We start from the raw sequence: 14,737 nt of genomic DNA, 5'->3' as shown, positions 1-14,737 counted from the left end.
TAACGCAAGCTTAAACTCAAAAGCAAATTCAAGCGCAAATTCAAATCTTCACGGCTTTACTTTTACGTTTTGCGACTTTGATTTCACTCAACTTTTGCTTGATCGCTTCGGGTAAGGCTTCAGATTTGCCCGTCTCAGCCGACACCCAGACGACTTTGGCACCGCCTTCTGCATACAGGGCATAACCGTCACCGACGGAACGCATCTCCTGCATGGTTTCAAAACTGCTTCGCCCCGCTGCACCGATATAGGTACACACCTCCACCTGACCAGGATACTTCAAAGGCTTTTTGAAGGTGCAATAGGCATTGACGATGACCGGGCCATTGCCCGCCTCATCCGGCAGACAACCCATCATGCTCAGCCACTCAATACGCGCCTGCTCCATATAGCGAAAATATACGGTATTGTTGACATGGCCCATGGCATCCATATCGCCCCACCGGATAGGAATGGTGACGGTATAGACCAGCTTCTTTTCCGTAACCTTATTCTCTATCATTGCACGCTCATACCGTCATCTGCAGTCACGATGGCACCATTGAGGAAGCGTGATTCTTCCGCCGCCAGCAAAAGCAGCAAACCGTCCAGATCTTCTGGTGTTCCTACACGTTTTCTTGGCAAGACATCGACCAACTTCTGGCCAGCCTCGGTCGCAAAATAATCTGAATTGATTTCTGTGGAAATATAACCCGGGCAAATCGCATTCACATTGATGCCATACTTGCCCCACTCCACCGCCATGGCCTTGGTCATGTGTACGACCGCTGCCTTGCTCATGCAGTAAATACCTATCTGTGGCAACACGCGCAAACCAGCAACTGAAGCGATATTGATGATGCGGTGTTGCTTTTTAGGGTCGCCCTTATGGCGGGCAATCATGCGCTTGGCAGCCTCCTGTGCTACGAAGAAGGCACCGCGCTGGTTGGTATCCATGACATAGGCATAATCGTCCGGCGTCACATCAACCAAGCGTTGCGTGGTTGACACACCAGAATTATTGATCAGGATATCGATAGGGCCAGCCTCGGTCTCGGCATGGGCAATCGCTGATTTGATACTACCGTAATCCGTCACATCCAGAGCAACCACATGGGCGGCACCACCTTCAGATTCGATTTCAGCACGCAATTCTTTGAGCCTGTCTATACGACGCGACGCCAGCACGACTTGCGCACCTGCCTGTGCCAGGATTTTGGCAAATCGCGCGCCAAGACCACTGGAAGCACCGGTTACCAGTGCAATCTTGCCTTCGAAATTGACTTCTATGCCCATCTGATTCTCCGCAAATATTTGGAATAAATTCACTATTCTATAAGACTCTATGATGACATACTGATTATGCTTGTGTTGTATGGTTTTGAATTACTTGCAGATTTTTACAGAAATTTTCCTGCTATTTGGCATGATCTTGATGCATACCAAAGTTGGCTCTGCGATAATTCTGTGTATTTTGCGCATCACTGGTCAGGACTTGCGCAAAATTGTCCCAACAAGGCATAGCAACGAAGGCAGTACTTTAGTACGACTAGGTGCTGCAACACAGCTGGGACAATTTTGCGTAAGTCCAAAAAATTCGAGCATGTCCTCGCTTGCGCAATATATCCACAGCAGATAACATGCTGACAGCAAATAAGCACGCTCGTTCGAAAATCTTCAGAAAGTGAAAATAGCCATGACACAAAGCATACTTGAACAGTACGGTCCCCGCGACGCAATGGAATATGACGTCGTCGTCGTTGGTGGTGGACCCGCTGGCTTGTCGGCAGCCATCAAGCTGAAGCAACTGGCCGCAGAAAAAGGCACGGAAGTATCAGTCTGCGTACTCGAAAAAGGTGGCGAACCTGGTGCCCACATTCTGTCTGGCGCAGTCATGGACCCCAAAGCCCTGACCGAACTCTTTCCTAACTGGAAGGAAATGGGCGCACCATTGAATACTGAAGTTACTGAAGACCGTGTCCTGGTATTGACAGAGAAAAGCGCATACCGCACACCCAACTGGATGTTGCCTGCCTGCTTTGAGAATCATGGCAACTACATCGTCTCCCTCGCCAATGTCACACGCTGGCTGGGTCAGCAGGCTGAAGCCCTGGGCGTAGAAGTATTCCCTGGCTTTGCCGCAGCAGAAGTCTTGTACAACGAAGATGGCTCCGTCAAAGGCGTTGCCACTGGCAATATGGGCGTAGACCGTCACGGCCAGCCGACTTCTTCTTTCCAGCTCGGCATGGAATTACATGCAAAATACACCCTGTTTGCCGAAGGTGCACGTGGCCACCTGGGCAAGCAAGTCATCGCTAAATACGATTTGAACAAGGGCAAAGACCCGCAATCCTATGGTATAGGCATCAAGGAATTGTGGGAAATCGATCCGAAGCAACACAAACCCGGCCTGGTGGTACACACTACCGGCTGGCCATTGATGGACCAGTACAGCGGCTCTTTCCTGTACCACCTGGAAGACAATCTGGTGGCAGTTGGCTACGTGGTTGGCCTCGCCTATGAAAATCCTTACCTGTCGCCTTACGAAGAATTTCAGCGCTTCAAGACCCACCCTTCTATCCGCACTTTCTTTGAAGGTGGCAAACGTATTTCTTATGGCGCGCGTGCGATTACTGCCGGTGGCTTGCAATCCCTGCCCAAACTGGTGTTCCCTGGCGGTGCATTGATAGGTTGCGATGCCGGTTTCCTCAACATGAGCCGCATCAAGGGTAGCCATGCAGCAATCAAGACCGGCATGCTGGCTGCAGCGGCGGCCTTTGAAGCGGTATCTGCCAACCGCCAGCATGATGAGCTGAGCGCTTATTCAACAGCGTTTGAGCAATCTTGGCTGCATGACGAGCTGTACACTGCCCGCAATGTCAAACCCCTGCTCAAGCGCGGCACTTATGGTTCACCACTGGTATGGCTGGATCAGGTGGTCTTGCGTGGCAAGGCACCATGGACCTTGCATCACAGCAAGGCTGATCATGAATGCCTGCGCCCTGCTTCGGAATGCAAGCCTATCGTTTATCCAAAGCCGGATGGCAAGCTGACTTTTGACCGCCTGTCATCAGTATTTATCTCGAATACCAATCATGCAGAAGACCAGCCGATTCATCTGACCTTGAAAAATGCTGATGTGCCAGTCGCAGTCAACCTGGCCAAATTTGCTGGCCCTGAAGCGCGTTATTGCCCGGCTGGTGTATATGAGTTCGTGAAAACGGAAGAAGGCGCAGACCGCCTGCAAATCAATGCGCAAAACTGCGTGCATTGCAAGACTTGCGATATCAAGGATCCAACGCAGAACATCGTCTGGGTAACGCCTGAAGGTGGGGGAGGACCTAATTATCCAAACATGTAGTCGAAGTCCTGATTAAGCTACTGCGCAGCGCAATTTTGAGCCTGCTGTTTTTGCAGATTCGTCATCGTACGTTCGCACGACTGCGCTTCTTAACTCAAACTTGCGTTGCTCGCTACGCTTACTCAAGCCTTCTTGGCACTGCTGTTTGAAATGAAGTTCTGATGCGAAAAAGCCGCTGATCAGCGGCTTTTTCGTTTTCAAGATTTCTATCACTTCAAGTTTTAATTACCATTTACCCGCCAGAATTTTCTCCAGCCAGAATGTGCCTATGACAGTTTTCACGTCGGTGATATGGCCGGATTTGATCCAGTCCAGCATTTCTGGAAGGGTGGCGGTAAATACTTCGAGAAATTCTTCTTCATCGAGGGTGGCCTGCCCTGCCGTCAAACCCTTGGCCAGGTAGATGTCAAGATGCTCGTCTGAATACGCAATGGCATTGTGTATGGTGCAGACAAAAGACCAGTCGCTGGCGGTGTAGCCGGTTTCTTCGCGCAACTCGCGCTGGGCGCACAGCAAGGGGTCTTCACCTGCATCTATTTTGCCAGCCGGGAATTCTATGAAGACCTGATGCAAGGGATAGCGGAACTGTTTTTCCAGCAGGATGCGGCCATCGTCAAACAAAGGAATGATAACCACAGCACCAGGGTGACGTATGTATTCACGGGTAGCTGTCTGTCCATCAGGCAAGGATACGACGTCTTTGTCGACTTTGAGGAAACTGCCCTCGTACACCAGCTCGCTGCTGATCTTGGTTTCTTGCAGATCGAGTTTGCTGGTGATTTTCTCAACCATGATTGCGCTTCAGATAGCGATACACAAAACCGGGAAAAGCCAATACCAGGAAAAGGCAGGCATTGATCGCATAAAACTCCCATCCCTGCGGGAAGCGGTTACCTGCGGCCGACTCAAGGACAAAAGCAATGCCACCGACACAAAAATACAGGATGATGAGTTCAAAAAGACGCAACCACAGCGACTTTACCTGAACAGCCACATTCATTTCTGGTGCTTCAGAATATGCAGGCCTAGTACGCACAGGCACATCATTCGTGATGATGGATGTCGCATTCACATCGTCATCTTCAACAGCCGGAGTAGCAACAGCCAAATCCACTGCAGATGAGGAAGCTGATTTCCAAAAGAAAATAGATTTGAGAAATGCGAAGCGCTGCAAACCAATAATAGCAAAGCAGCGCTCATTCAAGAAAGGCAGGTTGGCAGCGAGCACTGCCAACACGATGATCAGCCAGGTAGATGCAGAATTACCCACTGCTGGCCGTATCAGTATTTAAGTGTATTGGAAATGGCATTCACGCAGGCTGTCATCAGAGAACCCGGCAAGATACCCAGAACCACGACGATCAGGCCATTCACGCTCAAGACCATGCGCATGTCAGTGCTGGCAACGATAGGACTATGATCCAGCGGATCATCAAAGTACATGAGTTTGACGATGCGCAGGTAATAGAAAGTACCAATCAGCGAGAATGCCACGGCGACCAGGGCCAGCCATAATTTGCCAGTGGACAAAACTGCCTGCAAGACCGACAGCTTGGCATAGAAACCCATCATAGGCGGGATACCAGCCAACGAGAACATCAGCAGCAACATGACCAGGGCAAACCATGGATTGCGCTTGTTCAAACCTTTCAGATCTTCCAGATTTTCTGCCTCAAAGCCTGAACGTGCCAGCAACATGATGACACCGAAAGTACCCAACGTTGTCAAGACATAGGTGATGCTGTAGAACATGGAAGAACTGTAAGCATCAACTGCCAGATCAGAATTGCCATTTGCCACGCCGGACAACAGGCCCAGCAGCATGAAACCCATTTGCGAAATGGTGGAATAAGCCAGCATACGCTTCAGATTCGTTTGCGCAATCGCGGTCAGGTTACCAATCGCCATTGACAAGACTGCCAGCACTACCAGCATTTGTTGCCAGTCAACTGCCAACGGGAACAAGCCTTCGACCAACAAACGGAAGGTGATTGCAAATGCTGCCAGTTTAGGTGCGCCACCCAGTAGCAGGGTCACTGCAGTTGGTGCGCCCTGATAGACGTCGGGCACCCACATATGGAAAGGTACCACACCCAGTTTAAACGCCAGGCCGGCAACCAGGAAAACAATACCGAATACCAGGATGGTTTTATTCGCTGTTGCAGTAGCAGTCACCTTCACAACTTCACTCAGTTGCAAGGAACCTGTAGCACCGTACAACATGGAAATACCATACAACATGAAACCAGAAGCCAGCGCACCCAGGATGAAATACTTCATCGCCGCTTCGGTAGAAACAGTATGGTCACGACGCAGGGCAACCAGGGCATACAGTGACAGGGACATCAATTCCAGGCCCAGGTAAATCACCAGGAAGTTATTACCTGAAATCATCACCATCTGGCCCAGCAAGGCAAATAGCGCCAACACATAGTACTCGCCACCAAGGTGGGTATTGGTCATGGCGCGGTCGCTGACGTATTGACGTGAATAAATCAGGGTGACACCTACTGCGATATAAGAAAACAGTTTCAGCAGCACTGCCATGGGATCAGAAACAAACATGTTGTTACTGACATACTCCGACTTCACCGGATCAGCGAATAGCACAGTCAGGACACCACAGATCGTCAAAGCCAGTATGCTCAGCGCATATGTCACATTGCGTTTGCTGTCAGGCAAAAACATATCGATCAGCAAGATGGCGCAAATCGCCAGCAGCAAAAAGATTTCAGGATAAAGTGGTATCAGGTTCATATTATTCATTTTTTACTAGCATTGATCTGCTGCCACGACTGCCTGATCCAGGTTGCCGTGGCTTGCTTATCCAAATTCCCGGTCAGGGTGTCAGCTTGGGAACTGCCACGTGTTGCAACAGATCAGTTACCGAGACCTGCATTGCATCTGTAAATGGAGCCGGATACAAACCCATTACCAGTACCGCTATTGCCAACACACCCAGCATGAAGAATTCACGTTTATTCAGGTCACTCAGATGAGCCACATGTTCATTCGTGATATTGCCAAACACAACGCGCTTGACCATCCACAGAGAGTAGGCTGCACCAAAAATCAGAGCTGTTGCTGCCAGCATGCCTATCCAGAAATTAAACTGTACTGCACCCAGGATCACCATGAACTCACCAACGAAACCGGAAGTTGCCGGCAAGCCGCAGTTAGCCATGGAGAACAACACGAACAAGGCAGCAAATTTAGGCATGGTATGAACCACACCACCGTAGTCAGCAATTTCACGGGAATGTACGCGGTCATACAAGACACCGATACACAGGAACATCGCGCCAGAGATAAAGCCGTGAGAAATCATTTGTACAATAGCGCCCTGCACAGACATGTCGTTGAACATGAAGAAGCCCAGAGTCACAAAGCCCATGTGCGCAATTGAAGAATACGCGACCAGCTTTTTCATATCTTTTTGTACCAATGCCACCAAGCCGATATAAATAACGGCGATCAAAGACAATGTGATCATGAAACCTGCCATGTAATGGCTGGCGTCAGGTGCGATAGGCAAAGAGAAACGCAGGAAACCATAAGCACCCAGTTTCAGCATGATGGCAGCCAGTACCACGGAACCACCAGTAGGTGCTTCTACGTGAGCGTCAGGCAACCAGGTATGTACTGGCCACATTGGCACCTTGACTGCAAACGCCATCAGGAAGGCGCAGAAGATCATGATCTGGGTAGTCAATGGCAAAGGCAGTTTATGCCATACCAGGATATCAAATGAGTGACCGGCTTTCAGGTACAGGTAGATGATGGCAATCAGCGTCAGCAAAGAACCCATCAGGGTGTACAGGAAGAACTTGAACGCTGCATACACACGGTTCGGACCACCCCAGACACCAACAATGATGTACATAGGGATAAGCGTGGCTTCAAAGAAGACATAGAACAACATACCGTCAGTTGCACAGAACACGCCTATCATCAAGCCTGACAAAATCAGGAAGGCACCCATGTATTGGGCAACCTGTTTTTCTATGACTTCCCATGCTGCGATCACGACGATCACGGTGATGAAAGCTGTCAGAGGCACCAGCCACAATGAAATGCCGTCTATACCCAGTGCATAAAACACATTGAAGCGTTCTATCCAGGTATATTTTTCAACAAACTGCATGCCATGCGCAGCATTGTCAAAAAGCTTGATCAAGGGCAGCGTGACGATAAAGCTGCAGATAGAACCGATCAGTGCAACACCGCGCACCAGGGCGGGATTATTATCGCGACCAAAGGCCAGTATGAAGATACCGAAGGCTATCGGTAACCAGATCGAAAGGCTAAGTAGAGTAGAAGTAGACTGCATAGTAATTATCTTTTTATAGCCGTGGTCACTTATTTAGCAAAGGGAAACAGCACTGTATAAGCCAGGAATCCCATCACGCCGAGTATCATCACAAATGCATAGTGATAGATATAACCACTCTGCAAATGACGTATCAATTTGGAGACCCAGCCAACCAGTTTCGCGCTGCCGTTAACTACCAGGCCATCGATGAGGCCTTTGTCACCAATATTCCACAGGCCGCCACCGAGTACACGTGCGCCACCGGCAAACACGATTTCGTTAAAACGGTCCATGTAGTATTTGTTTTCAAGCAAGGTGTACAGTGGGTTGACTGCCTTCTTGATCGCTGCCGGAATTTCAGGTTTGACCATGTAGAACACATAAGCAGTTACCACACCTGCCAGCGCAAGCCAGAATGGTGGCGTCATGAAGGAATGCAGACCCATCGCACCAGCACCATGGAATTCGTGCTTGAGCTCTTCCATCGCATGATGTGCTTCATTAACGAAAATGACGTTTTTGAAGAAGCCGCCAAACAACATCGGTTCAATTGCGATCGCACCAATAAACAGCGAAGGAATAGCCAGCAAGACCAGAGGCAGCCAGACAACCATAGGAGACTCATGCGGTTTCTGACCCGGAGCCAGACCATGGTGGTGATCATCATGATGATCGTCAGCAGCATGGTGGTCGTCTTTGTGTGCATCCTTATGTGCAACTTTATGATCATCGTGATGATCATGTGCATGCGCCTTGCCGAAATTTTCCTTGCCGTGGAAGACCAGGAAATACATGCGGAAAGAATAGAATGCCGTCACAAATACACCTGCCAGTACAGCAAACTGGGCAAAACCGGCGCCAGGCAAATGACTGGCCTGCACTGCCTCGATAATACTGTCCTTGGAATAGAAACCGGACAGGAATGGTGTACCTATCAATGCCAGCGAACCAGCCAGAGATGTCAGCCATGTAATCGGCATGTACTTTCTCAAGCCCCCCATGTTGCGGATATCCTGATCATGGTGCATACCGATAATCACGGAACCGGCACCCAGGAACAGCAGCGCTTTAAAGAAAGCATGTGTCATCAGATGGAATACCGCAACCGAGTAAGCAGAAGCACCCAGTGCCACTGTCATATAACCCAGTTGTGACAATGTGGAGTAAGCCACCACGCGTTTGATATCGTTCTGGATGATACCCATGAAACCCATGAACAGCGCAGTAATCGCACCTATCACCAGGATGAAGGACAAGGCAGTGTCAGACAATTCAAACAATGGTGACATGCGTGACACCATGAAGATACCTGCGGTAACCATGGTCGCCGCGTGGATCAGTGCAGAAATCGGGGTTGGGCCTTCCATCGAGTCTGGCAACCAGACATGCAGAGGGAATTGTGCAGACTTACCCATCGCGCCAATAAACAGGCAGATACAGGCAACAGTAATCAGCATCCAGTCTGTATGAGGCAACAACATGGCTGCCAGTTCATTTTTCTTGGCGAATACTTCAACGTAGTTCATGGAACCGGTATTAGCGACCAGCAAGCCTATACCCAGGATGAAACCAAAGTCACCGACACGGTTAACCAGAAAGGCTTTCATATTGGCGTAGATCGCCGTTGGTTTGGTGTACCAGAAACCGATCAGCAAATAAGAAACCAGACCCACAGCTTCCCAGCCAAAGAACAATTGCAGGAAATTGTTGCTCATCACCAGCATCAGCATGGCGAAGGTGAACAGGGAGATATACGAGAAGAAGCGGTTATAGCCTTCGTCTTCTGCCATATAGCCAATTGTGTAGATATGCACCATCAGCGACACAAAGGTCACAACGCACATCATCACGGCTGTCAGGCTGTCTACCATGAAACCGACTTCCAGTTTCATGTTACCGACCTTCATCCATTGATACAGGGTCTCGTTATAAATTGCGCCATCCATCACGGCAGACAAGGTCATGCAAGAGATGATCAGTGCAATCAGCACACCAAGTATGGTGACTGTATGCGATACCTTGCGGCCAACCACATTGCCGAAAAACTTCGTTCCTAGCAAACCTGCAATAGCAGACCCGACCAGCGGCGCCAGTGGTACTGCCAATAATAATTGTGGGTTAAGTTGCCCCGCCATGATGACCCTTTGTTAGCTTTATTACTTTTCTAAATCGCCAGCGTATACCGGAATGCCGCGATTCACGACATTCCGCACCATTAACCTGATTAACCTTTTAATGCATCCAGGTCTTCGACATTGATGGTGTCCAGATTACGGAACAAGACCACCAGAATCGCCAGACCTATCGCTGACTCAGCAGCAGCAACGGTAAGTATGAAGAAGACGAATACCTGCCCTGCTGCATCACCCAGATAATGGGAGAATGCGATGAAATTGATGTTCACAGCCAGCAACATCAATTCAATTGCCATCAGCAAGACGATGATGTTTTTACGGTTGAGGAAAATACCGACGATGGAAATCGCAAACAGGATTGCGCCCAAAATCAGATAGTGCGTCAAACTCAAAGTCAAAGCCATTTAAGCCTCCGGATTCACAGTAGCTGCCGCAGCAGTGGCATTATTCTCAGCGCGTTCGGATTCAGCCTTCATGCTGACGATACGGATACGGTCCTTGGCTTTCACTTTGACTGCAGCTGCAGGATCAAAATACTTGCTGTCTTTACGACGACGCAAAGTCAGGGCAACCGCGGCAATGATAGCCAGCAGCAGAATGGCTGCAGCGACTTCAAAAGCAAACTGATAATGTGTGAAAATCTCTATACCCAGGTATTTGGTATTACCTATCTTGTCAGCAGCTGCCGGTACGTGATTGTCCGGACGCAGGAAGCCGCGCAGCAAAACTGCCGACATTTCCAGCACGATGATGACACCGACTGCCGCAGCCAATGGAAAGTGGCTCCAGAAACCTTCCCTCAGTTTGTCGAGGTTGATGTCCAGCATCATCACGACGAACAGGAACAGCACCATGACCGCACCGACATACACCAGCACCAGTACGATGGCCAGGAACTCGGCCTTCAGCAACAACCAGATACCTGCAGCATTGAAGAATGTCAGTACCAGGAACAAGGCGGCATGCACAGGGTTACGTGCAGAAATCACCTGAATCGCAGCGACTATCATAATCGCTGAGAAAACATAAAATAAAACGGTAGTAAATTCCATATCGAACCAGGTCCAGTTAGCGGTATGTGGCATCAGCGGCACGCGCTGCTGCAATTTGTGGCTCGTAACGATCACCTACAGCCAACAACATCTCTTTGGTGAAATACAGATCGCCGCGTTTTTCACCGTGATATTCCAGTACATGGGTTTCCACGATGGAATCGACCGGGCAGGACTCTTCGCAAAAACCGCAGAAAATACACTTGGTCAGATCAATGTCATAACGAGTAGTACGGCGAGTACCATCAGCACGCTGCTCAGATTCGATCGTGATTGCCATTGCCGGGCACACTGCTTCACACAATTTACAAGCGATGCAACGCTCTTCCCCATTCGGGTAGCGACGCAAGGCATGCAGACCACGGAAACGTGGAGACTGCGGTGTTTTTTCCTCAGGAAATTGCACCGTGATCTTGCGGGCAAACATATAGCGGCCTGTCAGGGCCAGGCCCTTGATCAGCTCGCGCAGCATCAGGCTGCCAAAAAAATCCTTGATTGCTTCCATTTTTTTAGCCTCTTACTTCCAAATATTCCATGGAGTTTGCATCCATGCTGCGACGATCACCAGATACACCAGAGTCAGCGGGATAAATACTTTCCAGCCCAGGCGCATGATCTGATCATAGCGATAGCGTGGGAAAGATGCGCGTGCCCAGATGAACATGGAAACCACAACAAAAGTCTTGATACCGAGCCAGATCCAGCCAGGGATGAAATCCAGGAAACTGAACGGTGCAGACCAGCCGCCAAGAAACATCAGGGATGCCATGGCAGAGATCAAAATCATATTGGCGTATTCAGCCAGGAAGAACATGGCGAAAGACATACCAGAGTATTCCACCATATGACCGGCAACGATCTCGGATTCACCTTCGACCACGTCAAACGGATGACGGTTGGTTTCAGCGATACCGGAAATTACATACACCACGAACATAGGCAACAATGGCAACCAGTTCCACGAGAACAGGTTGAAACCATGACTGGCCGCAAAACCTTTGGTCTGGGCGTTAACGATGTCGGTCATGTTCAGGCTGCCAGACACCATCAGCACGATAACCAGTACGAAGCCCATGGCGATTTCATACGACACCATCTGTGCAGAAGCACGCATGGCACCAAGGAAAGCATACTTGGAGTTGGATGCCCAACCGGCGATGATGATGCCGTAAACTTCCATTGAAGTGATTGCCATGATCAGCAGCAAACCTGCATTGACGTTTGCCAATACAGTTTCAGGACCAAATGGAACTACCGACCAGGCTGCCAGTGCTGGCATGATGGTCATGATAGGTGCCAATACGAACAAGACTTTATTGGCCTTGGCCGGGATGACGATTTCTTTCAGCAACAGCTTCAGCGCATCAGCAATAGGCTGCAACAAGCCTGCAGGACCTACACGATTAGGGCCAAGACGGATATGCATCCAGCCTATCATCTTGCGTTCCCACAAGGTCAGGTAGGCGACGCAACCCATCACTGGCAAAGTAATGCAGACAATCTTGATCAGCGTCCACAAAGGCAGCCACAAAGCACCAAGGTAGTGCTGACCCAGTTCATGGATAGAGAGCAGCAAATTCATTATGCACGCTCCAGTTTGATCGCACCGAACATACCATCCAGATTGGCTGTCAGCGTATGGCCAGCAGCAATCCTGACTACATTATCAGGCAGGGACTTATCGATTCCAACCGGGATCAGGGTAGATCCTGTTTTGCTCAGTCTCACCATATCGCCTTCAGCGATACCCAGCTTGCCAGCATCAACCTGGCTGATCCATGCTTGTGGTGCACGGGCATCGGCTGTCAGTTGCAGGGATTCTGCACGGCGTACGATAGCGTCTGTGCTGTAGATACCAACGTCAGCAATACGTTCCATGCCAGCAGTTGCGCTGACAGGAACTGATGGAGCCAGCTTGGACGAGTTGTTCAATTGTGTAGTCAGGTCAGTTTGCGTCAATACTGTTGCGCGCACTGCTTCTGCTGTTTCAAAATCAAAGTTTTCCAGGCCCAGCAAATTACCAAGTACGCGCAAGACTTTCCATGCAGGGCGCGTATCGCCCAGCGGTTTGACCACACCGTGGAAACTTTGTGCACGGCCTTCGCAGTTCACGAAAGTACCGGATGTTTCTGTATAAGGAGAAACTGGGAGCAAGACATCAGCATATTCAGCACCGTGCTTGAATGGTGACATGACGACGACCATTTCAGCATTGTCCAATGCAGCTTTGGCTTGTACAGGATGTGCGCTGTCAAGCAAAGGCTCGGCATGCAAGACGATGTAAGCTTTTTTGGCTTCAGTGAATACTGGCTTGGCATTATTGGCAGGAATTGCGTTTGCCAGGTAGCCACCAACTGTGTTTGCTGCTTCTGTCAGGTAACCAAATTCTGTACCTGCGTTTTCTGCTATCCATTGGGCCAGTGCATGCAATTGCGATGCTTCTGGATGGTAAGACGCTGTGTTACCGAGGAATACGCCGGCATTGCCAGCCAGCAGGCTGGCCGCAATCGCTTCTGCTTTGGCAGACGCTTGTACTGCTTCGAAACCTGCTGGTTTGGCGATTTCTTTTTTGGCTGCAATAGCAACTGCAACTTCGGCCAGAAACGCTGTCCACAGTGATGGAGCTACGATTGCATTGTTTGCCAGCTTGATGAGCAATTCATCATTCGTTGCATGCAGGATGCTGAGCTTGGCCCCCATTTTTACTGATTGACGCAGACGGGCTGCCAGCAAAGGATGGTCTTTACGCAGGAAAGAACCGATCACAAAAACGTTTTTCAACTGACCAAATTTGGCGATGCTGGTACCCAGCCAAGGTTTGACAGAAGAATTCAGTGCGAAGTCAGACTGGCGCAGACGGAAATCAACGTTATCAGAACCCAGGCCACGCACAACGCGTTGCAACAGTGTCAGTTCTTCCAGAGTAGAACTTGGTGCAGCAACAGCGGCGATAGCATCAGCACCATGCTCATGCTTGACGTTACGCAAACCATGCGCAACATATTCGAGTGCTGTTTGCCAGTCAGTTTCCTGCCATTCGCCGCCCTGCTTGATCATGGGCTTGGTCAGGCGTTCCGTGCTGTTCAGTGCTTCGTAAGAGAAACGGTCTTTGTCAGAAATCCAGCATTCATTGATTTCTTCGTTTTCCAGAGGCACTACGCGCATGACCTTGTTGTTCTTGACCTGAACAATCAGGTTGGAACCCAGGCCATCATGACCGCTGACCGATTTACGACGGGACAATTCCCAGGTGCGGGCGGAGTAACGGAAAGGCTTGGATGTCAGTGCACCGACTGGACACAGATCGATCATGTTGCCGGACAATTCCGAGTCAACCGTTTTGCCAACAAAGGAAGTGATTTCAGAATGCTCGCCACGGTTGAGCATGCCCAGTTCCATGACGCCAGCGATTTCCTGGCCGAAACGTACGCAGCGTGTGCAGTGTATGCAACGGCTCATTTCTTCCATGGAAACCAGAGGACCTACGTCCTTGTGGAATACCACGCGTTTTTCTTCGTCGTAACGGGATGCAGTGCCGCCATAACCAACAGCCAGATCCTGCAGTTGGCATTCACCACCCTGATCGCAGATAGGGCAATCCAGCGGATGGTTGATGAGCAGGAATTCCATCACTGCTTTTTGTGCTTTTACTGCCTTGTCGCTGGAAGAGCGAACGATCATGCCTGGCGTGACAGGTGTCGCGCAGGCAGGCAAAGGCTTCGGTGCTTTTTCAACCTCGACCAGACACATGCGGCAGTTGGCCGCAATAGATAATTTTTTGTGATAGCAAAAGTGCGGGATGTAGGTGCCAAGCTTATTGGCAGCGTCCATCACCATACTGCCCTCTTGGACTTCGACTTTTTTGCCGTCTATTTCGATTTCAACCATGGTCTACTCT

The 14,737-nt window shown here is 49.8% G+C and carries 12 protein-coding genes and 2 pseudogenes; 1 reads left to right on the top strand and 13 read right to left on the bottom strand.

Features of this window, described 5'->3' with window-relative positions; all coding sequences use genetic code 11:
- Window positions 1–40: 40 nt before the first annotated feature.
- Window positions 41–502, bottom strand: coding sequence for an acyl-CoA thioesterase (locus AC3WQT_RS05175; protein WP_492702743.1), 462 nt, complete (start codon window positions 500–502; stop codon window positions 41–43).
- Window positions 499–1,275: an SDR family oxidoreductase gene (locus AC3WQT_RS05170; RefSeq protein ID WP_492702742.1), complete on the bottom strand. Its 777-nt coding sequence runs from the start codon at window positions 1,273–1,275 to the stop codon at window positions 499–501. The genes AC3WQT_RS05175 and AC3WQT_RS05170 overlap by 4 nt, the downstream gene beginning before the upstream one ends.
- Before the next feature lie 442 nt (window positions 1,276–1,717).
- On the opposite strand from AC3WQT_RS05170, the gene AC3WQT_RS05165 reads away from it, so the two are divergent.
- Window positions 1,718–3,340, top strand: a complete 1,623-nt coding sequence (locus AC3WQT_RS05165; RefSeq protein WP_492703115.1) for an electron transfer flavoprotein-ubiquinone oxidoreductase — start codon at window positions 1,718–1,720, stop codon at window positions 3,338–3,340.
- Window positions 3,341–3,565: 225 nt separating this feature from the next.
- Here the strand turns inward: AC3WQT_RS05165 and AC3WQT_RS05160 are convergent, their stop codons facing one another.
- The 11 genes and pseudogenes from AC3WQT_RS05160 to nuoG all read right to left on the bottom strand — a co-directional run bounded on the left by AC3WQT_RS05160 (window position 3,566) and on the right by nuoG (window position 14,727).
- Window positions 3,566–4,132, bottom strand: coding sequence for an NUDIX domain-containing protein (locus AC3WQT_RS05160; RefSeq protein ID WP_492702741.1), 567 nt, complete (start codon window positions 4,130–4,132; stop codon window positions 3,566–3,568).
- Window positions 4,125–4,322: pseudogene (locus AC3WQT_RS05155) on the bottom strand (DUF2818 family protein); the annotation flags it as partial. The gene AC3WQT_RS05160 and the pseudogene AC3WQT_RS05155, both read right to left, overlap by 8 nt.
- Before the next feature lie 198 nt (window positions 4,323–4,520).
- Window positions 4,521–4,610, bottom strand: a pseudogene (locus AC3WQT_RS05150) (DUF2818 family protein); the annotation flags it as partial.
- 11 nt (window positions 4,611–4,621) lie between these two features.
- The gene (nuoN, locus tag AC3WQT_RS05145) at window positions 4,622–6,106 is read right to left on the bottom strand and encodes an NADH-quinone oxidoreductase subunit NuoN (protein WP_492702740.1); all 1,485 of its coding nucleotides are present in this window, start codon (window positions 6,104–6,106) and stop codon (window positions 4,622–4,624) included.
- A 73-nt stretch (window positions 6,107–6,179) separates the two neighbouring features.
- The gene (locus AC3WQT_RS05140) at window positions 6,180–7,670 is read right to left on the bottom strand and encodes an NADH-quinone oxidoreductase subunit M (RefSeq protein ID WP_492702739.1); all 1,491 of its coding nucleotides are present in this window, start codon (window positions 7,668–7,670) and stop codon (window positions 6,180–6,182) included.
- Window positions 7,671–7,699: 29 nt separating this feature from the next.
- A complete protein-coding gene (gene nuoL, locus AC3WQT_RS05135) occupies window positions 7,700–9,787 on the bottom strand; it encodes an NADH-quinone oxidoreductase subunit L (protein ID WP_492702738.1) in 2,088 nt (695 codons plus the stop codon).
- An 89-nt stretch (window positions 9,788–9,876) separates the two neighbouring features.
- Complete coding sequence (gene nuoK, locus AC3WQT_RS05130; RefSeq protein WP_162041807.1) at window positions 9,877–10,191, bottom strand: NADH-quinone oxidoreductase subunit NuoK; 315 nt, start codon at window positions 10,189–10,191, stop codon at window positions 9,877–9,879.
- Window positions 10,192–10,839: an NADH-quinone oxidoreductase subunit J gene (locus AC3WQT_RS05125; RefSeq protein ID WP_492703113.1), complete on the bottom strand. Its 648-nt coding sequence runs from the start codon at window positions 10,837–10,839 to the stop codon at window positions 10,192–10,194.
- 16 nt (window positions 10,840–10,855) lie between these two features.
- Entirely contained in the window at window positions 10,856–11,344 is a 489-nt protein-coding gene (gene nuoI, locus AC3WQT_RS05120; protein WP_492702737.1) for an NADH-quinone oxidoreductase subunit NuoI, read from the bottom strand.
- Window positions 11,345–11,356: 12 nt separating this feature from the next.
- The gene (gene nuoH / locus AC3WQT_RS05115) at window positions 11,357–12,421 is read right to left on the bottom strand and encodes an NADH-quinone oxidoreductase subunit NuoH (protein ID WP_492702736.1); all 1,065 of its coding nucleotides are present in this window, start codon (window positions 12,419–12,421) and stop codon (window positions 11,357–11,359) included.
- Complete coding sequence (gene nuoG, locus AC3WQT_RS05110) at window positions 12,421–14,727, bottom strand: NADH-quinone oxidoreductase subunit NuoG (RefSeq protein ID WP_492702735.1); 2,307 nt, start codon at window positions 14,725–14,727, stop codon at window positions 12,421–12,423. Before nuoG ends, nuoH begins: the two co-directional genes overlap by 1 nt.
- Window positions 14,728–14,737 lie beyond the last annotated feature (10 nt).

This window comes from Undibacterium sp. FW305-107 (genome assembly GCF_058788535.1).
Note: the sequence above shows the minus strand (reverse complement) of the source record. Positions and strands in the feature narration are given on the sequence as shown.